Source organism: Bacillus sp. FSL R5-0434, from assembly GCF_038004745.1.
Lineage (GTDB): Bacteria > Bacillota > Bacilli > Bacillales > Bacillaceae > Bacillus > Bacillus halotolerans.
Genome location: NZ_JBBORV010000001.1, coordinates 3,522,158 through 3,548,288 on the forward strand (window position 1 = coordinate 3,522,158; position 26,131 = coordinate 3,548,288).

Here is a 26,131-nt window from a genome sequence, read left to right on the forward strand (position 1 = left end):
GGTTTATTCTTCTTTTTTCTCAGCAGCTTTTTTGGCCATGTAAAGTCCGCCGGCCACAAGGGAGACAACATCTAATCCTACAATAAAATACGTTTCTGTATAGCCTTTTAAATAAGAAGCAAACAGCAGTGCAGCTGTAAGAGCGATCGCCACGTAATGGTTAAAGGTCACTCTCGTAAATAGGACGACAAGCATAAAAGGGAAAAATAATGCAAAAACGGCTTTTGTAATCACAAAAACCCTCCTCAGGGATTCTTCATCTGATTTGATTATAGTAAAAAATGAAGAATCGGACAATCGTGCAATGGTTCCCTCTTTCTACACCATACCCTTTTTCAGTTCAATTCAATCATCGTGCCCTGCCGCAAAACTCTCTTCTTATAGTTAGACAGATGCCTCGTCCGATTTTTTTGCAAGACCCAAATCCAGCTATTCAACCCGGACAGAAGAAATGTTCATAATAAAATAATAGATCACCGGCAGGCAAAATAGACGGTAGCAAATATAAAGAAAAATTGATTTTAGTGCGGCTGAATGAGAGCTGAAACTGTACTGATTGTCAAATCAGCAGGAAGATAGGTATTAAGTCTCGTTTAATGAAGGAAGCTTGGCCAACAGTGATCTGAAAGCTCAGTGAAACGATTTGCGAATACGAAAAAATAGGCAGGCAGACCCGCTTCAGTTTTATTTTTCATGATCATCTAACTAACTTAAATATTCATTTTATTTAGGGCTTTTTGCGTTTGACAGCATTTTCCTTTAAACCTACAATTGAGTGATAGTGTTCACTATCATTTTTTTGAACATTGGCTCCCAAAAATAAAAGATAGAGAGAAAAATACTAAGGAAAGAGGGGTTTTAAACATGTACTCTGTGTTATTTCGCCAAGCTGAAGAATCCAGTCAGCTGGCTGGAGCAAAAGGCATGAATCTGATTAAACTGACCAAACACGGACTTCCTGTTCCAGATGGGTTTATCATTCAAACGAACGCTCTCGCCCGTTTTATGGAGGATAATCAGCTTCATGATTCAAGCGAAAATATCGAAAATGCCATTATTGCCGGAGCATTTTCAGATGAGCTAAAGAACGAGCTGACGAGCTCCTTTTACGAGCTGAGAGAATCATATCGTTCCGTGGCCGTCCGCTCTTCATCAGCCTCAGAAGATTTAGAGGGCGCTTCATTCGCCGGTCAATATGAAACCTATTTAAATATAAAAACAGAAGAAGAATTTCTGGCTAAGGTGAAAGAATGCTGGGCCTCCTTTTTCTCAGGCAGGGTCAGCCGCTATAAGAAGAAAATGAACAATCAAATCGCAGAGCCGTTAATGGGTGTTGTGGTGCAGGGCCTGATCAATTCAGAAATATCGGGTGTGATTTTCAGCCAAAATCCCGTTACCCATGATGATAGAGAGTTATTAATCAGCGCCAGCTACGGCCTGGGAGAAGCGGTCGTATCAGGAAGCGTCACTCCTGACACGTATATCGTTCATAAAGCTTCATTTGAGATTCAGAAAGAAATGGGTTTAAAAGAGATCTACATGGAGTCCGCAGCAGAAGGCATTGCCGAAAAAGAAACGAGCGAAGACATGCGCAGCCGTTTTTGCCTTACAGATGAACAGGTAATTGAGCTGACTGAAATCACAAAAAAAACCGAAGCCCTATACGGATATCCTGTTGATTTAGAATTCGGGATCGCCGATCATAAACTGTACCTTCTGCAGGCACGGCCAATTACCACCATTGAACAGGATAAAAAAGCGGCTGAGGAAGAACGGAACTTCATGATTACCGGCGAGGATATGGATGATTTTTGGCTCAATATGGAGTCCAACATCGAAGGCCCGGTCAGTCCGCTATTTTCATCTTTTATTGTGCCCGCACTTGAATACGGCTTAAAGAAAAGTATGCAGCAGTTCCCGATCGGTGTCATCGTCGATGAAGTAAAAGTTTACCGGGGACATATTTATTCAAAAAATCAAGGCGGACAACAACAGCCTCCTGAGGACAGTGCCGAAGAGCTTTTTCCGATATTGGCCGAGCGCATGTACGACATCATTCATAACACGTACCTTCCGTTTTACCGGACATTGGACCAACTCACACAAACGGAACACACTCCGGAAAGTGCGCTGGATGCCTTTAAAAAACTGAAGGCCTTTTATCTCACGGCCTATGAGGAACACTTCAATATCGTTTTCCCGCAAATTCTGTTGACGAACAAACTGCAAGCAATGTATCAAAACATTCAGGGTGAAGCTGAAAACTCACATTTTTATGAAATGCTGACAGGAGTCATGAACAAATCGCTGGAAACAGACCGCCGCCTATGGCAATTCTCCGTTGAAGTACGAGAAAATCCGAGTCTGACAGCCATTTTTGAGCATACCGAGCCGCAACAGCTGCAGAAGAAATTAGAACAAATCGACGAGGGCAGACGTTTCCTGCAAAAAGTCAATGAATTTTTACAGGAATACGGATGGAGATCTGTAAAAAGCCACGATCTGATTGAACAGACTTGGGCAGAGAATCCATATTACGCATTGACTCATATTCAAAACTACGTCCGCAATGGCTATCATTTTGACAACGAATTTAAGAAGACCATTGAAAAACGTGAGAAGTTGTACAATGAATTCTTGCAAAGCATTGAGGATTCCGCTTTGCAGAAAGAATTTGAACGTTATTATCAATGGACGCTGAATTCGTCCAATATTAAAGATGATCATCATTTTTACATTGATGCTATGCTGGATGCCAAGGCAAGAGTCTTTTTGCTGAAGGTAGGAGAATTGCTGGCAAAAAGCGGTGTGATCCGAGATCGAGAAGACCTTTGGTTCTTATATGATGACGAGGTGGAAAACGCGCTCCTTCATCCCGTATCCCTTCAAGAGAAGGCTGAAAAACGGAGACAAATCTTTCATGAGTATGAGCTGGCACAGGCGCCTGCTTATCTCGGTACACCGACAAAAGCGCAGCTGAAAGCGGCTGAAGAAATTGTCGGTGCTGTCATAGAAGATGAAAAAAACACGGAGAATGATATTTTCGGAATTGCAGCATCAAGCGGTATCGCAACAGGGCCGGTTAAATTGATTCGGGATGCCAGTGAGTTTTCTCAATTCGCGCCTGGAGACATCCTGGTTTGCAAAATGACGACACCGCTATGGACCAGCCTGTTTCAAGATGCCAAAGCCATTATTACAGACACAGGAGGAATCTTGTCTCACGCAGCGATTATCGCACGGGAATACGGCATTCCCGCTGTTCTCGGCACACGTGCAGCGACAGAAAGGCTTCGAGATGGAGACATCGTCACTGTAGACGGAAACAGCGGCAAAATCACAGTTGTCAGCCGGTCCTGATGCGCCCACCCTCTTTATTATACAAGCGGGGCAGGTGTATACTTGTCCTGCCAGTATATTCGTGAGGTGAAATGTATTGAGACCGACAAACCGCAGAATCCTTGACGCTGCCATGCAGCTGCTCGTCAAAAAAGGATATCGTGCAACGACGACAAAAGAAATTGCAGAAAAAGCAAATGTAAGTGAAGCGACGATTTTCAGGAATTTTAAAAACAAACAGGGGCTTGTCGAGGCTCTGCTTTCTCAGCATTCTGCAAATCGAAATCGCATCTTTGAGCAAACAGAGGGTGATTTGTATAAAGACCTGCTGCATATCGGAACCTGTCTGCTGGAAGAGCTTGAACAAAGAAAAGATATAATTAAAATCAGCTTTCGTGAACCGGCCATGTTTCAGGATGTCATCAACCATGTGACTGAATATCCCCAATCTATGAAACAGCTTTTAGTTGATTATCTCACAAGCATGGGTGAGAAAGGGGCTATCCAGACAGGAGATGAATCGGAACATGCCGATGTATTTATTTCGATGATTTTCGGTTACTTTGTACACCGTCTTCATTTAGGAGACAGAGTGATTACAATGCCCCAGGAAAAAATGCTGGAACATAGTACAGCTGTATTCGTCAAAGGAATTACTGCCCGTTAGCTCCTTGGCAAAACAAAAGGAGGATCCCAATGAGCTCAAAAAAAGAATGGGCGCTGATCGTCTCACTTTTATTGGGGGCCATCCTGGTTCCCATTAACTCAACGATGATCGCAGTCGCGCTTTCATCTATATCACATACGTATAACGAATCCATCGCAAGCATCACTTGGGTGGTTACCGTTTATTTAATCGTCATGGCCGTCACACAGCCAATAGCCGGAAAACTCGGTGACATGTACGGCAACAAAACCATGTATTTATGGGGCGTCGGCCTGTTTCTGATTGCTTCATTAGGCTGCGCTCTATCGCCGAGCCTGTTTTTGTTAATTGTATTTCGGGCTTTGCAGGCTGTCGGCGGGGCACTGCTCACGCCAAACAGCATTGCCATTATCCGGCACGTTGTATCAGAGAAACGCCTTCCGAAAGTGTTTGGCTATTTCGGGCTCGGCGCGGGTCTGGGCGCCGCTCTCGGGCCGTTTATCGGCTCTCTTTTGATTGACAGCTTCAGCTGGCATTCGATTTTTTGGGTCAACATCCCGTTTCTCGCCATTGCTTTATTTACAGCATTGACCATGTTTCCTCAATATAAAGAAAACAAATCAGAGGCGCCGCTGGATATCATCGGCTCTCTCTTGCTGGCAGGCAGCATCGTTTCGATTATCCTGCTGACGAAAAATGAGTCTTCATGGGGCTATGCATTATACAGCATATTGATACTGCTTTTTGTCCCGCTTTTTTTCAGACGGGAAAAACGCACACAGCACCCAATCATTGATTTTGCGCTGTTTAAAAGCTCAACCTTTACAAATGCCAATCTATCCGTCTTGTTAAGCAATCTAATGATGTATGCCGTCTTATTGATTATGCCGTTATTCATGACAAACCAGTTTGGGCTTAATACGTCTAACAGCGGCATGGCGCTTTCCGTCTTTTCGATATTTATGTCGGCGAGCAATTGGGCAGGCGCTCAGCTCCATCATAAATGGGGTGCGAAAAAAATCATATTTCTCTCATTTGCGATGATGGCCGGAGCCAATTTGTTATTTTTGCTCTTGAGCAGCTCCCATTCCGTTTTCTTCCTGATGATCTCTCTTATTCTCGGAGGGCTCGCATCCGGAGTCGGACTGACCAGCATGCAGGTGTCATCCCTTGCCACAGTAGAGCCCGCGATGTCCGGAGTGGCTTCCGGTATTTTCTCGACCTTCCGTTATTTCGGAAGCATTATTTCGTCAGCCTTAATTGGCCTGATTTCTGGGTATCACACGTTATTTATTATTCTCTTCGCGGTATCCATCATTGGTGTTTTTGTTTCGTTAGGCATCAAATCTGACGAAACAGCACGCATGGAACAAAATTCAGCGTAAAACAAAACAGCCCGGCGCCACACAAAATATGTGGTGCCGGGCTGTTTTTTATGATCCAGGCAAAGCGGCTGCTTCATCTTCACGGTCATCCTTTACGAACAGAATGCCCAATTCATGATGTTCTCCCTCATAAGACGCACGCTGATCAAAGCGAATCTCCCCGTTCAGACCGATAATTTCAAGCTTCACATACGCACGGTTGCGCTGGAGCGCTTCATAAAAATCTGATACGTGCTTAACGGGCACGCCGTTGACTTTCGTAATAATTTCTCCGATTTTTAATTCCAAATCTTCAGCCGGTGTATTTGGTATAATGCCAAGCACCATTAAGCCTTGATCACGCTTGGAGAAATAAAACGGTGCTGCATTGTCGTTTACCCTTTGCTTCACGGACAGAAAAATACGTCCTAATACAGCCGCACAGACAGCTGCACCCGCAAGCGGCGTCCACAGCAAACTCGCTGCACCGAGAGCGGAGACAATAAGCCCGAGTATACAGACTCGCTTCGCTGTGATTCTTATACTGGTTTCAGGAAGGGAACCCTGCACCCTTTGGCCGAATCCGACAAAGTAAGGTATCCACAGAAAATGGAATGACCCTCCGGGAACAGAAAACACAGGCCACCAGCTGAGGTGTGATTCTAATCCATTGCCAGGTACAAGAATAAACAGCGGCAAAAGCCATATACGGTTTGCAAGCTGCTGACCGATCGGCAAACCGCGGCTGCTGACGACCAATCCCGGTGATGTTTTCACATGGGCAGAACGATATGCAACCGCTCCTTCAGCGATAACCAATAAACCCAAAAACACCGCCAGGGCCGGCCACATGACCGCAAAGCCTTGCGGAAACCGATCCAGAAAAGGTTCAGCCTGATTCACTTGCAGTCCAAAACCTATCAGCATACTCACACTGACGATATATGCAGCAGACATCCAGTTTGCGCGAAGAGTGAGCGCTGCCGCTGCAGTCATAACGGCAATAATCGCAAGCATACCGAGAGGAATAGAAATTCCGAGTACCCCTAAAACAATAGACAAAAGGATACCGGGAATTAACCCTTTTGTATATGTAAATTTTAGTTCATCATAAATGTCTGCTATTCTTGTATGAAAGGTTTTTCGCTCACGTTTGATCCTCACATATCCGAAAGCCAGACTTACAATGACAAAAAACCAGAATAGCGGGTGCAAAAAGAACAGGCCCGCACTTTTTAACAGTTCAAATCCCCATTGAACAGACACTATCTTTCACCGCCTCAAGCCAAACATATTACTCATATTCTATCAAATATTAAATGGCTTGGATATCCTCAGGAGGGTTTATCTCTCTTGCGTCATCCACAGCGTGACATTCGATAGTGAAAAATCCTTTAAATAATGGTTTACATCAACGTCCAATAACCCGCTGATCAGGTGCATCGACCTCTTTATATCTGTCAGATTGATTCCTAATCGTTTATGGTTTTTCATTAAGTAATTAAAATAATGCTTGGCACATTCTTCATTAATGTCATTGACCGATTCAACATTTGTGTAATTCACTAGGTACCTGCTAAACAGCATAAGAAGACTTAGTGCTTTTGTAGCTGAAAATGTTACGTCTTGTGTTCTGTCTTTTAATTGTTCCACTAATTCATAATATTTTTTTTCACGCACAATACTTGCCCTCTTCAATTGTGAACCCCCATTTTCTTTGTACAGATAAGCACGGGCCAGTATAAGCAGCAGTACTGGAGTGCTAACAAGCATTCTCGCTAACGTTTCTCTTTTAAATACCTGTAGTTCAGCTGCCATAAACCTGATTACTGTTCTTTTTAGAACCTTCTTATATTGTATGAAGTAAACAAAGACTAGGCAACTTGCAAAAGTTTCATTTTAAATGCATATTTTCTCGTTAGAAAGTCTCTCTCATATATTGATATCGGGTAATCTCGGTCCTTTATAAATGTTTATTTGTGAAAAATTTTTTAATATCTTGTCAAAAACTCAATTTTTATGTGACTTATGGATTATTTATTCATTAAGCACAAAGAAACAGGAGATGGAACACCATCTCCTTTAATTGACAAATAATGATTTAAGCGCCGTTTGAAGCTGCAAATCATTTTTTTCATCTGATTTTTTCATTTCAATTAAATGATTTATTTTCTCCGCGGTGCGATTGTCAATCACACCCGTTTTTGCGAGCTTGTTTTGATCCTGAAAGGCCAAAACCGCTTTTTTCATTTCTTTACTGAAATAGCCGTCTTCCCGACCCGGATCAAAACTGAGTCCTTTCAGCAAAACCTGTGCATGTTTCACATCTTCATTGTTCATATCAGCTTTAAGAGGCTCTTTTAGCTGCAATGGACCTGCGGAGAAATAATCAGGCTGCTTTATCGCAATGGTCGGCTTAACACCCTTCTTATGAATCCAATTCCCGTTTGGCGTCAGCCACTTGTAAAGCGTCAATTTAATATTGCTGCCGTCTCCCATCGGTACAGCTTGTTGAACAGTTCCCTTTCCGAACGACGTGTCACCTACAACATCATAATGCCCCGCTTCTTTTAATGCGCCTGCAAGAATTTCAGAAGCAGAGGCGCTCCCCTTATCTGTGATGACATTGACAGGGTATGTTTTTTTATGGGTCAATGTTGAAAAATAACGTTTTCTATCTCCATTGCGTTCAGCAATCTGAATGTACGGCTGATCCTTTGTAATGAAATGCTTAAGAATCTCTTCAACACTTTGAAGATATCCTCCCGGGTTTCCTCGAACATCCAGCACGAGGCCTTCAATTCCTTTTTTCTCAAGCTTGCCCAATGCTTTTGCAAAATCCTCCGCCGTATGCTCAGAAAAAGTAGAAATGGCGATATACCCGACAGAATGCCCCTGCACTTTTTTCTCTGAAGCAAACACCGTTTCAAGCGGAATTTCAGCTCTCTTAATGCGGAATGACAATTGCTTCTTCGTCCCGGGCCGCTGAATCTTTATTGACACGCTGGAACCTTTCTTTCCTCTTATTTTTAAGACAGCGTCATTTAAATCCTTGCCCGCCATCGATTCTCCATCAATACTGATGATTTCATCATTCGGCTTCAGCCCGGCTTTTTCCGCAGGAGATTGTTTAAATGGCGACACAATAATGATTTTGCCTTCTTCCACTCCAACCTCAGCCCCGATGCCTTCGAAAGAGGAATCAAGAGAATCAGAAAATTGCTTTGCCGTCTGCTTGTCCATATAGACGGAATAAGGATCGTTTAATGTAGACAGCATCCCTTGAATGGCTCCTTCAAGCAGCTTTTCTCTATCAACCTTTTCTACATATTCATTCGAAATCAATTCATATGCTTTTTCAATTTTATCCATAGCTGCAGCCCGATCAGAGTCAGCTTGAGCCGTTGCGGCAACAGCTGCGGCTTCCGGCTTTTCGGCTTCCAGCAGGTTCATTCCCGCATATACGCCGGCGCCTCCGAACAGCATGCTCCCCGCCGCTATCACAGCGATTATTTTTTGATTCATCCTTTACTCCTCCTGTATGCCAGACTGTCTTTGCAAAACCTAGAGATAGTATATGTAAAGGATGGAGATTTCATGTAATCATAGAAGAAAAAGAAGGCAAAAGAAAAAAGCCGTCCCGCAATCGGGATGGCTTTTCTTATGTTTATACCCGCAAAAACTTGCGGATGGAAGTCAGGCTTCCCCATACTCCAATCACTGCGCCAATTGCAATTAATACAAGCGAGACTTGGAATACAAACGGATTATATGGAAGAAGAGAGACAAATGATCCTTGAACCTTCGGAACGACCCATCCGATAACATATTGATAAGTGCTCAATACAAGCGCGATCGGAATGACTGAACCGAATACGCCGAGCAGCAATCCTTCAAGGAAAAACGGCCAGCGGATAAACCAGTTCGTCGCACCAACAAGCTTCATGATTTCAATTTCTTTTCTTCTTGCAAAAATCGTAATTTTGATGGTGTTGGAAATTAAGAACATCGCCGTAAACAATAAGCCGATAATTAACGCGATTCCGATGTTGCGGGAAACGCCGACCACTTTAAACAAACGGCTGACCTCTTCTTTTCCGTAAGTAACTTTATAAACATGATCCATTTTTTCTATCTTTTTCGCGACACTTGGCGTATCATGCGGATCGGTCGTTTTCACGACAAACGCGTCATTCAGCGGGTTTTCCTGATCCTGCATCGTCAGGGATTTTCCGCTGTCTCCAAAACTGTCAACTAACTGGTCAAGCTCTTTTTCTTTAGATGAAAAAGTGACGCTTTGAATGCCGTTCAGGTCTTTTATCTCGTTCTGCAGCTTGTCCTGTGCCTTCTTATCTGCAGTCAGATCAACCAATACCTTGATTTCGACTTCTTTTTCAGCATTCGTAGCCATGTTATTCAAATTCAGCATAATCACTAAAAACACGCCGACTAAAATCAGCGTAACGGTTACTGCACTAATGGATGCAAACGTCATCCATGTGTTTCTCCCGAGAGATTTAAAACTCTCACGCAAATGGCGCCCGAGAATTTTAATCATAAGAACCATACTCCCCTCTTGACTCATCACGCACAATGATACCATCTTCGATTGCAATGACACGTTTCTTAATGGTGTTTACGATTTCTTTATTATGTGTCGCCATTACGACTGTTGTTCCGCGGTTATTAATCTCCTCCAGCGTCTTCATGACTTCCCAAGACGTATCCGGATCAAGGTTTCCCGTAGGTTCATCTGCAATGACAACATCAGGGCTGTTCACAATTGATCTGGCTATAGAGACACGCTGCTGCTCCCCGCCTGAAAGCTGGTCAGGGAATTGTCTCGCTTTATGCTTCAGCTGCACCAAATCAAGCACTTCAAGCACCCGTTTTTTAATGACAGACGGCTGTTCTCCAATTACTTCAAGGGCAAAAGCCACATTCTCAAACACAGTAAGTTTCGGGAGAAGCTTGAAGTCCTGGAAGACTACACCTATTTTACGCCGCACGAAAGGAATCTCTTTTTCTTTAACCGATGCGAGATCTTTATGATTGAGTAAAATTTGCCCTTTTGTCGGCTTTTCTTCTCTGTATATCATTTTAATAAAAGTAGATTTACCCGCTCCGCTCGGTCCGACAACATAAACAAACTCTCCGGGATGAATGGTAACTGAAATCCCGTTTAGCGCCTTTACACCGTTCGGATAGGCTTTGTATACTTCTTTCATCTCTATCATGAAATCACCTAATCTTTTATATCATTTTATGTCGCACGGTCATACTCTTCGAAAGCATTCGACAGTTTATGACCCATTCATTTGTAAAAAGATGAAAAATCTGAAAGTTTGATTTTCAACACACTTCATTATACGTCAAATTTAGACATAATACTATTACAGTTTCTTTTCATTCATCATGATTTCGGCATAAAAAAATCCTTGCCTGAATCGCGGCAAAGATTTTCTCATCTTACTTTTTCTCTGACAGCCATTTGGCAATTGAAGCGGCTTCCTTATCATCTACAAGCCCCTTCGGCATATTGCCCCGTCCGTTTTTAATAATGCTTTCAATTTTTTCTTCGTCGTATTTGCCTCCAACCTCTTGGAGATTAGGTCCTGACACACCTTCTAAATCCTTGCCGTGGCAGCCTACACAGCTCTGCTGATATAATTCTTCCCCTTCAGACGCAGAGGCTTCTGTTTTGCTGTTGTTGTCTGTCTTCTCTTCTTTTGCATCGTTAGAACCGCAGGCAGCCAGCAGGGCAGAAATGGCAAATACAAGCATTAGTATCGATAGTTTTGATTTCATGTTGAGAAGCACAACTCCTTTACGATCTCTTCCATATTATAACCCCGTTTAAGCGCGTTTGAAACCCTCGCCCAGCACCTCGCTTGCATCTGCTACAATCACAAAAGCAGTCTCATCAATCTGTTTGACGATTTGTTTCAATTTCGTGAATTCAGTTTGGCCAACCACGCACATTAAAATCGGCCGTTCATCGTCAGTATATCCGCCGACTGCAGAAATTTTCGTAACGCCTCTGTCAATTTTTTTAAAAACAGCTTCCTTCACGGCCTGTTCCTGTTTTGTAATGATAAGCGCCATTTTAGAGCGGTTAAAGCCGACTTGGACGACATCAATGGTTTTGCTTGATACATACACCCCAAGCATGGCATACAGTCCCTGCTCTATATTAAATACGATCATCGCCGTAACAACAATCAAACCGTCAATGATCGCGAGACAGGTCCCTAATGAGAGACCTGTGTACTTATGAATGATTTGAGCCGCTAATGCCGTTCCCCCGGTTGATCCTTTGCCTAAGTACACAATGCCGATTCCAATCCCGATGCCGACGCCGCCAAAAATCGCCGCCAGAAGCTCATGATGTGTAGCAGGCTGAATGTCTCTCGTCAAAAACACGACAAGAGGCAAAAAGACAGAACCCGCGAGTGTCTTGAGTCCAAATTTACCGCCAAGCAAAATGATACCGGCAATAAATAAGGGAATATTAATGATCCACTGCACATAGGCCGCTTCAAAACCATATGACTGTAAAATGGTACTGATCCCGCTGACACCGCCTGCGGCTATTTTGTTAGGAAGCAGAAAGACATTAAAGGACACTGCTGTAATTGCTGCCCCTATCAGTATGTATACATAATCCCTTATAACCCGAAGACTTTTATTCCGTACATCCATCATTACAACCTTCCTCCGTTTCTTCCTATGCTCTCCGATAGCATTTTAATCCTTCCCCGATTAGATGTAAATAACACCCAAACACAGTGGTAATATGCTAAAGCAGCAGTGAAAGCAAGGATATGCAGGCAATAAAAAAACACACCTGTAGACACCAGGTGTGTTTCCTGCTTATGAAAGTTTAGAACGAAGGTATGCGTCAATAAATACGTCAATATCTCCGTCCATTACGGCTTGAACGTTACCCATTTCTGTATTGGTCCGATGGTCTTTTACCATGGAATACGGATGGAATACGTAAGAGCGGATTTGGCTTCCCCAGCCGATCTCTTTTTGCTCACCGCGAATTTCGTCCAGCTCGGCCTGCTGTTCTTCAATTCTGCGCTGATACAGCTTTGCCTTCAGCATTTTCATCGCTCTTTCACGGTTTTTAATTTGTGAACGTTCTGTTTGACATGTCACAACCACGTTTGTCGGCAAGTGGGTAATCCGAACAGCTGAGTCTGTCGTGTTGACGTGCTGTCCGCCTGCTCCGCTTGCACGGTACGTATCAACTTTAATATCCTCCGTACGGATATCAATATCGATCTCATCGTTGAATTCAGGCATAACTTCACAAGATACGAATGAAGTGTGGCGGCGGCCTGATGAATCAAACGGAGAAATCCGCACGAGACGATGGACGCCTTTTTCCGCCTTGATATATCCATAAGCGTTGTGCCCTTTAATCAGTAATGTGACTGACTTAATACCGGCTTCATCACCAGGAAGGTAATCGAGCGTTTCCACTTTAAAGCCGCGGCGCTCAGCCCATCTGGTGTACATTCTGAGAAGCATAGAGCCCCAATCCTGTGACTCAGTACCGCCCGCACCCGGATGCAGCTCCAAAATTGCGTTGTTTTTATCATACGGCTCACTGAGAAGAAGCTGAAGCTCAAACTCATTGAACTCCTTCGTTAAAGCCTTTAGCTCTTTTTCAAGCTCAAGCTGAAGATCTTGATCCGGCTCTTCTTTCAGAAGGTCATGAGTCATTTGCAGTTCTTCATGGGATTCATTCAATTTTTTATAGGAATTGACATAATCCTTTAAACCATTTGCTTCATTGATGACCGTTTGAGCTTTCTGCTGATCATTCCAGAATTCCGGATCAGCCATTTGCTCATCTAGCTCAGCAATGCGGGTCTCCTTTGATTCGAGGTCAAAGAGACCCCCTAAAGTCCGCTAAACGAGAAGCCATATTTTCGAGCTCAACTCTGATTTCTGATAATTCCATTCCATTCACCTCATTAAAAGATCCGCGGGCGCTCAAGGCGCCGCGGTCAGCAAACTTGCCCGAACGAACTATTCAGTCCGGCCGCAGCAATTTTTATATTTTTTTCCGCTTCCGCAGTGGCATGGCGCATTTCGGCCGATATCAACCACTTTACGAACCGGCGCTTTCTTTGCTTTTTTGTTTTCATCGCCTTCTTGCGGCTGATGAGCCGTGGTTTGGCCTTGTACAACCTCTTCACGCTCCAGATTATTTTCAATCTCAGCCTTCATCACAAATTTGGCAACCTCGTCCTCGATGGATTCAATCATATGCTCAAACATCGCAAAGCCTTCCATTTGATACTCACGCAGCGGATTTGTTTGCGCGTAAGCACGAAGGTGAATCCCTTGGCGAAGCTGATCCATTGCGTCGATATGATCCATCCATTTTGAATCGACGGCGCGAAGCACGATGACTTTCTCAAATTCGCGCATTTGTTCTTCGCCGAATTTTTCCTCTTTGTCATTATATTTGGTCTTGATGCGATCCATAATGAGCTCAAGCATTTCATCCGGCTCTTTGCCGAAGATGTCGCTCTTTTCAAGCGCGCCTTCGTCAAGGTAAGCCGTGTTAACAAGCTCAACAAGACCGTCAAGCTTCCACTCCTCAGGAAGCTCTTCTCTTGGTGTATAGGCCGCAATTGCCCGCTCGAGAGAAGATTTGATCATATTTTCTACGATTTCACGCAGGTTTTCAGAGTCGATGACTTCGAAACGCTGCTTATAGATAACCTCACGCTGCTGGCGAAGAACATCATCATATTGGAGAAGCTGTTTACGTGAATCGAAGTTATTTCCTTCAACGCGTTTTTGAGATGATTCAACCGCGCGGGATACCATTTTGCTTTGAATCGGAGTGGAGTCATCCATACCAAAACGGTCAAGCATTGCCATTGTCCGCTCAGCACCAAATCTGCGCATCAATTCATCTTCCATAGAAAGATAAAATTGTGTGATCCCCGGATCACCCTGACGTCCTGAACGTCCTCGCAGCTGATTGTCAATCCGGCGTGATTCATGGCGTTCCGTTCCGACAACGGCTAGTCCGCCAAGCTCTTTTACTCCTTCGCCAAGCTTAATGTCTGTTCCGCGCCCCGCCATGTTTGTCGCAATCGTCACAGCGCCTTTTTGACCGGCCTCTTCAATGATTTGCGCTTCTCGCTCATGGTTTTTGGCGTTTAATACCTGATGCGGGATACCCTTGTTTTTGAGCAGCTTTGAAATCAATTCAGACGTTTCAACCGCAACTGTACCGACAAGAACGGGCTGTCCTGTCATATATCGCTGGGCAACATCTTCTGCAACGGCCTTAAACTTCCCTTCCATTGAACGGTAAATTAAATCAGGACGGTCATCACGAACAACCGGCTGGTTTGTCGGAATCGTCACAACCTGCATGTTGTAGATGTTACGGAACTCCTCTTCCTCTGTTTTAGCCGTACCCGTCATACCGGCCAGCTTTTCATACATCCGGAAGTAGTTTTGGAACGTAATCGTCGCCAAGGTCATGCTCTCATTTTGAATTTCAAGCCCTTCCTTCGCTTCGATCGCCTGGTGAAGCCCTTCGCTGTAGCGGCGGCCTTTCATTAAACGACCCGTGAAAGAGTCAACGATGACAACCTGACCGTCTTCTACTACGTAATCAACATCCTTCTGCATGGCAACGTGCGCTTTTAAGGACTGGTTGATATGGTGGTTGAGCGCCACATTTTTCACATCAAACAGGTTGTCGATGCCGAACGCTTTTTCAGCCTTTGTCATTCCTTCTTCTGTGAGCTGTACACCTTTTGTTTTCACATCATACGTATAGTCTTTTTCTGCTTTTAACGTGCGTACAAAAGCATTTGCCTGTACGTACAGTTTTGTCGATTTTGCAGCCTGTCCTGAAATGATAAGCGGTGTTCTCGCTTCATCAATCAAAATAGAGTCGACTTCATCAATTACCGCAAAATGAAGCGGACGCTGCACCATTTGCTCTTTATAAAGAACCATGTTGTCTCGCAAATAGTCGAAGCCGAGCTCGTTGTTTGTAGAATAAGTGATGTCAGCCGCATAAGCTTCCCTTTTTTCATCTTTCGACATTGAGTTCAAATTCAGTCCGACAGTTAAGCCGAGAAACTCGAAAATTTTCCCCATTTGCTCTGCGTCACGGCTCGCCAAGTATTCATTGACTGTCACGACGTGCACGCCTTTTCCAGATAAGGCATTTAAATAAACAGGCAGAGTAGACGTTAATGTTTTACCTTCCCCTGTTTTCATCTCCGCGATATTTCCGTCATGAAGAGCCACGCCCCCCATAAGCTGGACTTTAAACGGGAACATGCCGGTTACGCGGCGAGAAGCTTCCCGAACCACTGCGAATGCTTCAACAAGTAGATCATCAGTTGTCGCCCCTTTTTCAAGGCGCTCTTTAAATTCAATTGTTTTATGTTTCAGCGCATCATCTGAGAGATTTTCATAGTCTCCCCGAATCGCATCAATATCGTTAGCTATTTTTTCGTATCTATTCAGCGTACGTTTTGTTGGATCAAACATTTTATTTAAAATTCCAAGCATTTATAACGCTCCTCTATCATCACATGCCTGTTTGACAAGCATGTATAAATAATTTACTAGTCCATGTATACCTCTCATTATCATATCATACCTTCTCTTATTTCCAAAGAATTTGCAAATAAGAAAAAACAAAAACCTTCCGCGAAAATCACGGAAGGCTGCTCTTCATTATTCAGTCGGTTCAATCAGGCCATATTTCCCGTCATTTCTGCGGTACACGACGTTTGTAAGGTTTGTTTCCGCATTTGTGAAAACAAAGAAGTTATGGCCGAGCATATTCATTTGCAAGATCGCTTCTTCATTATCCATCGGCTTTAAATTAAAGCGCTTCTGACGGACGATTTCTAAGCTTTCATCTTCTTCTATTTCGTCCTCAACCGCAATATCTGTATCAGAGCCGAGGCCGTTTGCCACTGAAGATTTCGGAAGACCCTGCTCACGGAATTTGCGGTTTACTTTTGTTTTATGCTTACGGATTTGACGTTCCAGCTTGTTTGTAGCGAGATCAATTGCATTGTACATATCCTCGTTATGCACTTCAGACCGAAGCGCCAGATCTGTCATCGGAATCGTAACCTCAACCTTGGACTCCTTGTCATTGTAAAACTTCAAGTTGACGTTCACATCGGCATTTACACTATGCTCAAAATAACGCTCCAGCTTGCCGATCTTCTTCTCGACATGATCCTTTAACGCGGGTGTCACTTCAATATTTTCTCCTCTGATGTTATAGTTCATCAAAGAACGCCTCCCTTTTATTAAGGATATGTATCTATTTCTCCTTTACCCTTTACAATTCCTGCTGAAACGTAAACCTTTTGTGAAAATTCAGTGAACTTTGTCGAATTATGCCGTTTTATGCTAATGTTTCTATGGTTACGGGAGGTATATGTATATGCTGGCAATAAGAAAAAATGCCTTACACAAAGTCAATTGATCACAAAGGGCTCCATACATCGATGAATGGACAGCATCCATTTCCTATAGTGAATCAGAAAATGTCCTTTTAAATACTCGCAGAATTCATGAGAGGGGAATGAGAAAGAAACCAATTGATCAAATTCTGCAAAAATCTCGTCAAAAGCCTTAACGCATACTTCTGCGCACCGTGTGTTCATCACGAAAAGAAGAGTTGAATGGGTTGAATCCAAATAAAAAAAGGCTTGGATCAGATCTTGGTAGATCCGATCCCCTTCTGTTTTTGATAAATTCTGTTCCGCCTCTATCAAATAGCACAGCCCTTCCTCAATGGTAAAAAGAAGATGATAATAAGCTGATAAAAGCGTATAATCCTCAATGCTCTTCAAGGCACTCACCTATTTACGCTTGTCATAATATCTGCCGTCAATCGTGATGTTGTTATAAGGATTTAAATACGTCGTATGCATCGCACGTTTTCTTTTCACCTGCTGAAGTTCTGCTGCGATTGACTGCTTCAGTCTTTCCATTTCCTTCACAATAAGCTGATCCCATGTCAAGACAAGCTTCATCTGCTTTCGCTCTTCTTCTGAAAGCGGCAGAGATATCCCCTGAATAAGTTCAGACCGTTTAGACACAAAGTCTTCAATTTGCTTTAAAAGTTCATCGCTTTCCGGTGTATTTTGTATGTGTGACAGCATACTCTCCGTCTCAGTGTATAGTTGATCTATGTTTTTCATGCGATCCCGCCTGATCCGTGCCGGTCCTTTCGTTCACTTTGCATGGCTTGTTTCCAAGCATCGCGAAAATCTTTTACATAGCCCTCTACCTCAGCCAGCATGCTCGTATCATTTTTGATATTTGCCTGTACCAATCTTCGATACATATAATCGTACATCGCACCCATTGAACCGGAAAGCTCTATGTTGCGGTTAAGTGTACCATTTAATTCCTGAATGATATTTTGCGCTTTAATCAGATTTTCATTTTTACCTTCCATATCATTATTCTCAATGGCCTGAGATGCAAGTTTTATAAATTTCAAACAGCCATTATACAGCATAAGGGTCAGCTCCCCGGGCGTAGCGGTATTCACTGAATTTTGCTGATAAGCTGCATAAGGATTTTGGATCGCCATGTGTCATCCTCCAAATTACATTTATTGTACAAGTAGCTGTGATAAATAGGACGCTTGTTCGTTCATTTTTTGAATCGCAGAATCCATTGCACTGAATTTTTTATAATAACGGTTTTCTATCGTGGTCAACCGGTCCTGCATTTTGGTGATATCAGTGCTGATCGTGTTTAAATTTTTACCGATTGAGTAATCACTGGTTCCCATTGTCGAGTTACCAGCTTTTGCTTCAATGCTTTTCACTGTACTTTTCAGTGTTTCACCTATACGTTTCATAATACCTTTATCACTATAGTTGCTTTCGCTCGATCCGCTCGTAAACAAATTAGCAACACTTTGCGGATCTTCTTCTATTTTTGCTTTTAGTTTATCCTCGTCTATTTCTAAATGACCCCGTTTGAGATAAGCGCTTGAAGTGGTAATGCCGAATTGTGTCAATTGATAGGATTCACCATTCGCATTTACTTGAGAATAAAAATCAGTCCGCAACTGGTTTGTCCCGGCGCTTATACTAGTATCATTTCTAAGCAAACCGCTCTTCGCTTTCTCTTCCCAGAGCTCTACTTCTTTATCAGACATTGCTTCTTTTTGCTCACTCGTCAGCGGCGTATAGTCTCTGTATTTCGTTTCTTGCAGCTTTTCATTCAGACTGTCAACCAGCTCATTATATTTATCTACAAAATCTTTAATTTTGTTATAAATACCGTCAACATCGGTAGAAACAGATGTAGTAACGGGGCCTGTTGCAGCGGTTGTATTTTTAATTGAGTAGGTTACGCCGTTAACCGTAAAGTTGTTTGTCAGCTTCTCCATTTCAAAGCCATTAATTGTGACCTTTGCATTTGTTCCTTCTTTGTAAGCAGTGAGCTTATTTTCAGCGTCTAAAGAAAAACCAAGCTGACCGGACATAAAGTCGGATGTAGCAGAGTCTGCTGCCTGTATGCTGCCTCCTGCACCTGTTGCTTTAGAAGAAAACGCAATCGTTTCTACATACTCTGTACCGTTCCATATTTTATCTTTAAATGCTGATACTCCTAGATCTGAACTGTTAAGTTTAGAAATCACATTATCAATGGTATCGGCGCTCGTCACACTGATGTTCACTGTTTTTGCCGTTGTCTCACCAGGTGCTACAACGTTAAATGCCAAATTATAATCGCCTTGTGTGTATCCCGTATAATTATTTGCCTTATACGTTGCTGCAGTTGCCAAACTCGCTACTTCAACAGTAGAAGACGAGTTTGGCGCACTTGCGCTTCCTGTAGCAGTTAACACAGACTCATTGGAGCTGGTCACAGTTTTGCTCTGATACGTGCTCGGATATGTCAACGTATTTTTAGACATATAATCTTGTAATTCTTTTATTTTTGAGTTGACTTCACGATAGCTGTCACGCTGCCATTCTAGCGTCTGTTTTTTTTGAGTCAGCTTATCAAGCGGCGCTCTTTCTGTTTGCATCAGCTTTGATACGATATCATCTATATCCATTCCTGACGCAAGACCTGTTATTCTCGTGACCATTTCAAACCACTCCTCATCTACTTTTTTTCATCTACAAATAACCCAAGAAATTCAGTCATAGCCGCATAAATATCAAGCCACCGTTTCGGCGGAATTTCGCGGATGACTTCATTTGTAGAGTCCTCTATTACTTTTACATAGTATTCATTTAACTTCTCATGGAGCTCAAACTTCAGGTGAACTTGCGAAGGTTCCAAAAGCTTGTTCATTTCCCCTACCATTTCAGCAAGATTGGTATATGAAACTTGATGAACAGGAACCTCACTCTCATGATCTTTCTGTTTATGTATTTGAGTATCATAACGATCCCAAACAGGTTGTAACGTAGTGAGTCTTTCAATGTTCAATTGATCATCCCCTATGTCCCAATCTATCGTTTATATCGACTAAGTCGAGATAAGATTACACATATTTATGGAAAAAAACTCATCTGTTTTAGATTTCTTGTTTGGAAATACTTTTATAGGTTAGTGGAGAATCCGATTATTATATCACGAGGTATAGACAGCAAGGGGGAAAGATTTGGAGTTAGGAATATAAAAAAAGACCCCGGCAATCGCCAAGGTCTTTTTCAAAATTAACGTAACAATTGAAGTACGTTTTGAGGCTGTTGGTTCGCTTGAGCAAGCATAGCTTGAGAAGCTTGAGAAAGAATGTTGTTCTTTGTGAACTCGCTCATTTCTTTCGCCATGTCAACGTCACGGATACGAGACTCAGCAGCTGTCAGGTTTTCACCAGAAGCGCCTAAGTTGTTGATTGTATGCTCAAGACGGTTTTGAACTGCACCAAGTTTACCTCTTTCAGAAGATACTTTATTAATTGCAGAATCAACTTTTTCTAAAAGCGCATCTGTGTTAGCTGCTGTAGCTGTTGTTACAACGTAATCTGCTTTTACCATGTCAAGGCCTGTAGCAGCAGTACTCATATTCCCAATGTTAACTGTTAATTGTTGACCTTTGTTGGCGCCAATTTGGAAAGTGAATCCATCCGTTTGCGTACCATCAAGAAGGTTTTTACCGTTAAACGCTGTACGTTGAGAAATTCCATCTACTTCATCAAGAAGGTTGTTAATTTCATCTTGAATTGCTACAAGGTCTGTCGTTGCATCTTGAGTACCAGTGTTACCCGCTTGAACAGTTAACTCACGAACACGTTGAAGAATAGAGTGAGTTTCAGTCAATGCACCCTCAGCTGTTTGGATAAGAGAGATTCCGTCTTGAGAGTTTTTAGAAGCCATTTCAAGACCTCTGATTTGTCCTCTCATTTTTTCAGAGATCGCAAGACCTGCTGCGTCATCTCCTGCACGGTTGATACGAAGACCAGAAGAAAGCTTCTCCATGTTCTTTTGGCTAGCACCGTTGTTTGAAGACAAACGGTTTAGTGTGTTAAGTGCTGCGATATTGTGGTTAATTCTCATTGTTTTGTTCCTCCCTGAATATGTTGTTAAGGCACGTCCTTGTGCCTTGTTTTTTTGTAACTGGCGGAGTGTTTGCGTCTCCTCCCGGCTACATCATTAATATCGGATTGTCTCTGATTTTGTTAATACAAAAATAAAAAAAATCCTCACTTTTTTTGTGAGGATAATGCGGAGATCACATCGCTGGATAACGCTGCCGCACGGTTATTTTCTTCCTGAATGGTCAGGTAAATTTCTTTCCTGTGAATATCAATATGCTTTGGGGCTTCAATTCCAATTTTCACTTGGTCACCCTCAACCGCAATCACTTTTACTTCAATATCAGCACCTATTTGAATCGCTTCGTTCATTTTCCGAGATAAAACTAGCATGATTCTCCTCCAATCGGATGCTTTGTCGTATATGGGGAGTCGTGTAAAACGACTTGCTTAGCCAGCATGTTTTTGCGATTCACAATAATAGGAGCCAATAAATTAGCAGTAGTTTTTTCGAATGGCTCTGCCATGGTCAATAATGTCATGACTTCTACGTCTTCAATATTATCGATATCCAAAAGTTCAGCAGTTGATTCATCAAGGTCAAATTCATAATTCTTAAAAAAGATAAACGGACTTACAACGATGAACGCAAGATTCTCTGAAGTGACGGACTGCAGCGCCACGAATGGAGAGTCTTCTGAAAGCGGAAGAATGACGAACTGTTTTTCTTCTAAAAAGCCCGGAATCCCGTTTTCAAAAAGAATGATTTGTTCTTCTTTTACATTCATTTGGCCATGGTATTTAGTATGAATGATCATTGTTCACGATCCTTTTCTTTTTACTTTTCGAGTGATTCTTTTAGGTTTTCTACCTCTATATTTAAATCAGGGTATTGGAGCATGTCAACCTCAACATTTCCAGGCGTATATTCAACAATCGGCTTATGCGGTTCAGCCTGAATAACAGGCTTTCGCGGCGTAATCTGAATATCAAGCTGTGACGGGGTATATTGTATTTTCACCCTTGAAAGAGAAGGAGCATAATGTTCGCCTAATTGAATTTGGTGCATCTCAGAGTTCCTCTTTGCTTGTGAAGCGATTGGGTTCCCCTTATTTTCAATTCTCATAAGCTCGTCGCCTTCTTCTGCAGTACGGGCTATCCCTTCGATTACATCCTCATGCCCTTGTTGGGCAGCTTCTTCGATTCTTTTGGATATATGCTTTCTGTCTAATTCTTCCCATGCTTGCGTCTGGTCAATCGTGAGTTTTCCCGGGGTCACCGATATTTCCATTTCCGCGCTTGGCTGTTCAATTTCCAAGTCGGCTTGCGGCTGCTCCATTTTTAAGCTGGCAGGCGTCGTTGTTAAACCAATTTTCCCTTGAACACTATGCATAATCAATCTGGGAATTTGCATCACTCTACCTCCTAAACTATAAAAAAAGCGAACTCCTGAGAGCCGCTTACTTTAAAAAGTCGATCAATGTAGGCTGAACAATTTGCGCATTTACAGCCAGAGTAGCCCTGTGCACGCTTTGCTGCGCAATAAATTCAGTTATTATTTCTTCCAGTTCTACGTCTTCATTGTCTGACAACACTTTTGTAGCTGTTTCTTCTTGAGCTGAAAGTCTTGTATTAATCAGTTCAAGACGGTTATATCTCGCTCCAATATCAGATCGTTCTGCACTCATACCGTCAGAAAATTGATCAATATCATCTAAAACGCTGTCCACATCGTCCAAAGAGCCTGAATTAAGTGCTGTCTCAAATGAATTTAGCATTTCAAACACATTTTGTCCGCTTCCAGAAGTACCGCCAAAGGCTGCCTTCGGATCTGAGTTTACCTTTAATGACATATTATCCGATATATTGACAATAACGTCAGCCGTATCAGAAATCGTATAAGTTCCGTCACCGTTGTCTTTAACTGGAGGTGTATCTGAATTAGTGCCATTGAAGATATATCTGCCGTTCACTTGTGTATTAGCAATATTTAAGAGCTGTTCTTTTAATTGTTTTACTTCTACACCAATAGCTTGCAATTCTGCTCCACCATTTGTGTCATTCTTAGCTTGAACAGCTAACTCTCTGACCTTTGACATAATGTCAATTCCTTCAGTAATGTTTGTTTCTGTGTTTTCAAGCCAAGTAAAGGCTTGAGAAGCATTACTTTGGTATTGCTGAACTTGAGATAATTGCGTATTGTACTTTAAGCTTTTCATAGCTACTACTGGATCATCGGAAGCTTTTGAGATTTTTTTTCCGGAAGAAATCTGTGATTGAAGTTTATCCAGCTTTGAGTAGCTTGAACCGATATATCTCAATGAGTTTTGCTGAATCATGCCTTGTGTTACTCTCATTTGATCTACCTACCTTCCCCCGACACCCATGCCATTAATTACTTTATCAAGGATTTCGTCTTGTAACGTTACCATTCTTGCGGCAGCATTGTATGCGTGTTGGAATTGAATCATATTGGTCATTTCTTCATCTAAAGAAACAGCGCTCATTTGCTGACGGTTTATGTCTGCATCATTCAGCTGTGTTTCTGTATTAGATGCCAGCCGATTCGCCTCTTGAGCTTTGATCCCCAGCTCGCCAATGAGACCAGCATAATAATCTAGCACACTCGTTTCTTTTCCGTTAATGGTGATGTCCCCAGTTAACACATTTGCTAAATTCGTTGCGTTTGAATTATCGTTTGCTGCTCCAGTAAGTGAGAAAGCGATATTCGCGCCTTTTGAATCTTTTATGCTGTCAGTGACTTTAATCTTACCTGCTGCGCCTTTTGCCGGCTCAGTTTCACCCCCGGTAAAATCAAAAAAGTCCCCGCCTTGTTCACCGCTCTCTGTCAGACCATTTCGGTGTACTTCATTGAAAGCTTTTGCAAATTCGAGCGCCATATTATCAAAATCTGAAAGCATCTCCGGATATATGCCCTTTTCTTTGCCGTCTGCCGTGACATATCCATAAGACTGTATAAATCCTAACAGTGATCCATTGCTGCTGAACGACTCAGCTTGAACCGCAGTGTCTCCAATTGAAATACTTGTCACTAAGCCCGTTTCATTATCATAGTTAGCTTTCAGCTCTGAAACCTCATAATTTTTTCCGTCCAGAACAGTTCCCAGCGACTGTTTATTTTTATCCAGGATTTCGATCGATACAGTTCCTTCCGAAGAAGCAAGCGCATTCCCGCCTGATTTGTTGTAGCTCACTTTGACATCAACAATTGAAGATAATTTATCAATCAGCAAATCACGTTGATCGTATAAACCATTCGGAAGCAGACCGACTGGTTCTACCTGTGCAATTTGCTTATTGAGACTGTTTAATTGAGATAGCAGTGAATTAACATCTAGTACACTAGTATCTAGTTCTGCTTTTAAATTTGATTGAACTTTTGTAAGGGACTCAGAAATATGATTAAACGTATCAGCAACAGCCTGTCCTTTTTGAGAGACAACAGAACGCGCACTGTCCTCATTTGCATTATTGGATAGTTCTTGCAGAGAATTCCAAAATGAATTTAGCACACTGTTTAATCCGCTGCCACCAGTCTCATTCATAATCCCTTCCATTTGGGACAGGGCTTTAGCCTTCGTGTCATAATATCCAGAACTGTTGTTTTGGAGGCGGTATTGGTAGTCAAGAAAGATGTCTCTGATTCTTTCAACTGACTTGCCTTGTACACCCGTTCCCATTTGTCCCGCAGTTTTTTCTGCATTTTTTGATACAGCAGGGAAATAGTCCGTTGCCTCTAATGAGACTCGCTGTCTTGTATAACCATCAGTATTGGCATTTGCCACATTATTTGCAGTAGTGCTTAACGCTGCTTGCTGAGCGCTTAACGCCCGCCTTGCAGTTTCAAGACCCATAAAGGTAGATGTCATATTCTGAATTCCTTTCTGCTAAGCTTTTGAATCAAAAAGTTTCATCCGGCTGCTCTTTGGAAGCTCAGCTTTAATTGATTTGCTGTAATTGAAATTATTTTCCTTAGGAACCAGCATATCGTACGAAATAGAGATGAATTGCAGCGCGTCTCTCGTCAACTGCCTATTCATCTCATTCACTTCTTTCAGATGTCCGAGAACGTTAGAAAGAGCTTCATATAGTTGTTCCAGCTCTTCCTTTTCACTGCCTGAAGTTTTGGCGATACAAGCAGAAATGGTGTTATTTTCGCTGAATCCGAGAAAGGCGGAAGCCGCTTTGATCCGGTCATCTTCTGTCTGCCCGATAGCTTGAATATATTTTTGTTCCTTTGTCAAAATGTTAGAAAGCTCTTTTGTTTTGCCGGCTTTGAGCGCTTCCGTCTTTTCCTCAGACAGCGTGAGCAGATGCTCATGCAGAACGCAAAGTCGCTTCAATTGTTCAATAATTGGCTTTGCTGACATGGGCTTTCTCCTTTTTTATTGCTTTTTATAAAAATTAATCATATTTTTCGCTATATGATTTGCGTCTACTTTGTATGACCCGTTTTCAATTTGCGCTTTAAGCTGCTCAATTTTTTCCTGGCGTGAACCAGTGACTGCGTCGGATGCATTTTGCAGTTCCTTAGCCTGTGATGAAATTTCAATTTTATCTTTAGGCTGTGCAGCAGTTTTTTGCACCGCTTGCTTTTCATAATTTTTTTGGTATGGATTAACGGATTGTGTTCCAAATTGATTGATTTTCATAGGATTCCTCTCGCTTTCCGTTGCAGTCTTTAAACAATCTAACCCTTTTATCGACTGCGTTTTCAGTTAGTTTAGGGAATCAGCTGTTTTTGGTATTATAGGCATAGTATGTGTCTTTTTTACTATTTTCCCGTTCTGTTTTCAATGCGGATTCTTGGTTCAGATGATCTATTTGATCCTTTATATCGGACTGGCAAGCCTTGCAGAACTTGCCTTCCCTAATCGATGTCCCGCACCTTTCACAAGGGTATGCCAAATTCGGCAGATGAGTGATTTGGATTCGCTTTTGCCTGATGAATTTTAAAATCAGCTCTTCCTCCACACCTGTTTCCTCAGTTATGCGGCTCAGTGTTGATTGCCTGTTTTCCTGTTTCCTTAAAAATTTATACACAGTCTCAAATGATTTTTCTTCTTCCTTAATACACGCCTGACACACGGTTTGCAGCTTTGTTTTTAAAAATAAAGCATTGCATTTCGGACAATTCGCCAGTTCACCCATCATTTTTACTCCTTATTCATTAATATGCCTGCAGTAATTTCTAGACATTATATCGGCACAAAAATTGAATCA

28 protein-coding genes are annotated in these 26,131 nt (G+C 42.4%); 3 read left to right on the forward strand and 25 right to left on the reverse strand.

Annotation, left to right across the window (positions count from 1 at the left end; all coding sequences use genetic code 11):
• Positions 1-3: 3 nt before the first annotated feature.
• Positions 4-234: a CsbA family protein gene (locus NYE43_RS18375; RefSeq protein ID WP_003228053.1), complete on the reverse strand. Its 231-nt coding sequence runs from the start codon at positions 232-234 to the stop codon at positions 4-6.
• Positions 235-864: 630 nt separating this feature from the next.
• Here NYE43_RS18375 and NYE43_RS18380 point away from each other — a divergent pair.
• The 3 genes from NYE43_RS18380 (at position 865) to NYE43_RS18390 (ending at position 5,370) form a co-directional block, all read left to right on the forward strand.
• Positions 865-3,360, forward strand: a complete 2,496-nt coding sequence (locus NYE43_RS18380) for a PEP/pyruvate-binding domain-containing protein (protein WP_341062337.1) — start codon at positions 865-867, stop codon at positions 3,358-3,360.
• 76 nt (positions 3,361-3,436) lie between these two features.
• On the forward strand, positions 3,437-4,006 hold the full coding sequence (locus NYE43_RS18385) for a TetR/AcrR family transcriptional regulator (protein ID WP_024123004.1): 570 nt from the start codon (positions 3,437-3,439) through the stop codon (positions 4,004-4,006).
• 29 nt (positions 4,007-4,035) lie between these two features.
• The gene (locus NYE43_RS18390) at positions 4,036-5,370 is read left to right on the forward strand and encodes an MFS transporter (RefSeq protein ID WP_105990901.1); all 1,335 of its coding nucleotides are present in this window, start codon (positions 4,036-4,038) and stop codon (positions 5,368-5,370) included.
• Between the two features lie 48 nt (positions 5,371-5,418).
• On the opposite strand, the gene NYE43_RS18395 is transcribed toward NYE43_RS18390, so the two are convergent.
• The 24 genes from NYE43_RS18395 to NYE43_RS18510 all read right to left on the reverse strand — a co-directional run bounded on the left by NYE43_RS18395 (position 5,419) and on the right by NYE43_RS18510 (position 26,059).
• Entirely contained in the window at positions 5,419-6,615 is a 1,197-nt protein-coding gene (locus tag NYE43_RS18395; protein ID WP_101859875.1) for a S1C family serine protease, read from the reverse strand.
• A gap of 78 nt (positions 6,616-6,693) precedes the next feature.
• Entirely contained in the window at positions 6,694-7,047 is a 354-nt protein-coding gene (gene swrA / locus NYE43_RS18400) for a swarming motility protein SwrAA (protein ID WP_015251121.1), read from the reverse strand.
• Between the two features lie 384 nt (positions 7,048-7,431).
• Positions 7,432-8,874, reverse strand: a complete 1,443-nt coding sequence (gene ctpB / locus NYE43_RS18405) for a carboxy-terminal processing protease CtpB (protein ID WP_101864698.1) — start codon at positions 8,872-8,874, stop codon at positions 7,432-7,434.
• Between the two features lie 142 nt (positions 8,875-9,016).
• Positions 9,017-9,907: a permease-like cell division protein FtsX gene (gene ftsX, locus NYE43_RS18410; protein WP_024123007.1), complete on the reverse strand. Its 891-nt coding sequence runs from the start codon at positions 9,905-9,907 to the stop codon at positions 9,017-9,019.
• The gene (ftsE, locus tag NYE43_RS18415; protein ID WP_010332047.1) at positions 9,900-10,586 is read right to left on the reverse strand and encodes a cell division ATP-binding protein FtsE; all 687 of its coding nucleotides are present in this window, start codon (positions 10,584-10,586) and stop codon (positions 9,900-9,902) included. Before ftsE ends, ftsX begins: the two co-directional genes overlap by 8 nt.
• Positions 10,587-10,818: 232 nt before the next feature.
• The gene (gene cccB / locus NYE43_RS18420; RefSeq protein WP_341062342.1) at positions 10,819-11,157 is read right to left on the reverse strand and encodes a cytochrome c551; all 339 of its coding nucleotides are present in this window, start codon (positions 11,155-11,157) and stop codon (positions 10,819-10,821) included.
• A gap of 48 nt (positions 11,158-11,205) precedes the next feature.
• The gene (locus NYE43_RS18425) at positions 11,206-12,051 is read right to left on the reverse strand and encodes a YitT family protein (protein WP_024123009.1); all 846 of its coding nucleotides are present in this window, start codon (positions 12,049-12,051) and stop codon (positions 11,206-11,208) included.
• Positions 12,052-12,222: 171 nt separating this feature from the next.
• Positions 12,223-13,324, reverse strand: a protein-coding gene (gene prfB, locus NYE43_RS18430) for a peptide chain release factor 2 (protein ID WP_099043490.1) whose coding sequence is annotated in 2 segments (ribosomal slippage) — positions 12,223-13,251 and positions 13,253-13,324 — 1,101 coding nt in all. Because the reading frame shifts where the segments join, the coding sequence is not laid out codon by codon here.
• 68 nt (positions 13,325-13,392) lie between these two features.
• Positions 13,393-15,918, reverse strand: coding sequence for a preprotein translocase subunit SecA (gene secA / locus NYE43_RS18435; protein WP_095712920.1), 2,526 nt, complete (start codon positions 15,916-15,918; stop codon positions 13,393-13,395).
• A 168-nt stretch (positions 15,919-16,086) separates the two neighbouring features.
• Positions 16,087-16,656, reverse strand: coding sequence for a ribosome hibernation-promoting factor, HPF/YfiA family (gene hpf, locus NYE43_RS18440; protein WP_341062344.1), 570 nt, complete (start codon positions 16,654-16,656; stop codon positions 16,087-16,089).
• A 191-nt stretch (positions 16,657-16,847) separates the two neighbouring features.
• Positions 16,848-17,225: a hypothetical protein gene (locus tag NYE43_RS18445; RefSeq protein ID WP_024123013.1), complete on the reverse strand. Its 378-nt coding sequence runs from the start codon at positions 17,223-17,225 to the stop codon at positions 16,848-16,850.
• Between the two features lie 9 nt (positions 17,226-17,234).
• Entirely contained in the window at positions 17,235-17,576 is a 342-nt protein-coding gene (locus NYE43_RS18450; RefSeq protein WP_024123014.1) for a flagellar protein FliT, read from the reverse strand.
• Positions 17,573-17,974: a flagellar export chaperone FliS gene (gene fliS, locus NYE43_RS18455; RefSeq protein WP_024123015.1), complete on the reverse strand. Its 402-nt coding sequence runs from the start codon at positions 17,972-17,974 to the stop codon at positions 17,573-17,575. The genes NYE43_RS18450 and fliS overlap by 4 nt, the downstream gene beginning before the upstream one ends.
• Before the next feature lie 21 nt (positions 17,975-17,995).
• On the reverse strand, positions 17,996-19,492 hold the full coding sequence (locus NYE43_RS18460) for a flagellar hook-associated protein 2 (protein WP_341062347.1): 1,497 nt from the start codon (positions 19,490-19,492) through the stop codon (positions 17,996-17,998).
• 17 nt (positions 19,493-19,509) lie between these two features.
• A complete protein-coding gene (gene flaG / locus NYE43_RS18465; RefSeq protein WP_341062349.1) occupies positions 19,510-19,839 on the reverse strand; it encodes a flagellar protein FlaG in 330 nt (109 codons plus the stop codon).
• A 230-nt stretch (positions 19,840-20,069) separates the two neighbouring features.
• A complete protein-coding gene (gene hag, locus NYE43_RS18470; protein ID WP_216393907.1) occupies positions 20,070-20,909 on the reverse strand; it encodes a flagellin Hag in 840 nt (279 codons plus the stop codon).
• A gap of 146 nt (positions 20,910-21,055) precedes the next feature.
• On the reverse strand, positions 21,056-21,280 hold the full coding sequence (gene csrA / locus NYE43_RS18475) for a carbon storage regulator CsrA (RefSeq protein ID WP_059292441.1): 225 nt from the start codon (positions 21,278-21,280) through the stop codon (positions 21,056-21,058).
• Positions 21,274-21,705, reverse strand: a complete 432-nt coding sequence (fliW, locus tag NYE43_RS18480) for a flagellar assembly protein FliW (RefSeq protein ID WP_024123020.1) — start codon at positions 21,703-21,705, stop codon at positions 21,274-21,276. Before fliW ends, csrA begins: the two co-directional genes overlap by 7 nt.
• Before the next feature lie 20 nt (positions 21,706-21,725).
• Positions 21,726-22,301, reverse strand: a complete 576-nt coding sequence (locus tag NYE43_RS18485; RefSeq protein ID WP_216393908.1) for a DUF6470 family protein — start codon at positions 22,299-22,301, stop codon at positions 21,726-21,728.
• Positions 22,302-22,347: 46 nt separating this feature from the next.
• Positions 22,348-23,244, reverse strand: a complete 897-nt coding sequence (gene flgL / locus NYE43_RS18490) for a flagellar hook-associated protein FlgL (RefSeq protein ID WP_095712912.1) — start codon at positions 23,242-23,244, stop codon at positions 22,348-22,350.
• 9 nt (positions 23,245-23,253) lie between these two features.
• Complete coding sequence (flgK, locus tag NYE43_RS18495) at positions 23,254-24,777, reverse strand: flagellar hook-associated protein FlgK (protein ID WP_339234449.1); 1,524 nt, start codon at positions 24,775-24,777, stop codon at positions 23,254-23,256.
• Between the two features lie 18 nt (positions 24,778-24,795).
• Entirely contained in the window at positions 24,796-25,278 is a 483-nt protein-coding gene (flgN, locus tag NYE43_RS18500) for a flagellar protein FlgN (protein ID WP_103671257.1), read from the reverse strand.
• Positions 25,279-25,293: 15 nt separating this feature from the next.
• Positions 25,294-25,560 (reverse strand): flagellar biosynthesis anti-sigma factor FlgM, encoded by a 267-nt coding sequence (gene flgM / locus NYE43_RS18505; protein WP_003219712.1) that lies wholly within the window; start codon positions 25,558-25,560, stop codon positions 25,294-25,296.
• Between the two features lie 79 nt (positions 25,561-25,639).
• Positions 25,640-26,059 carry a TIGR03826 family flagellar region protein gene (locus NYE43_RS18510; RefSeq protein WP_024123026.1) on the reverse strand — a complete coding sequence of 140 codons (420 nt, stop codon included), beginning with the start codon at positions 26,057-26,059 and terminating at the stop codon, positions 25,640-25,642.
• Positions 26,060-26,131 lie beyond the last annotated feature (72 nt).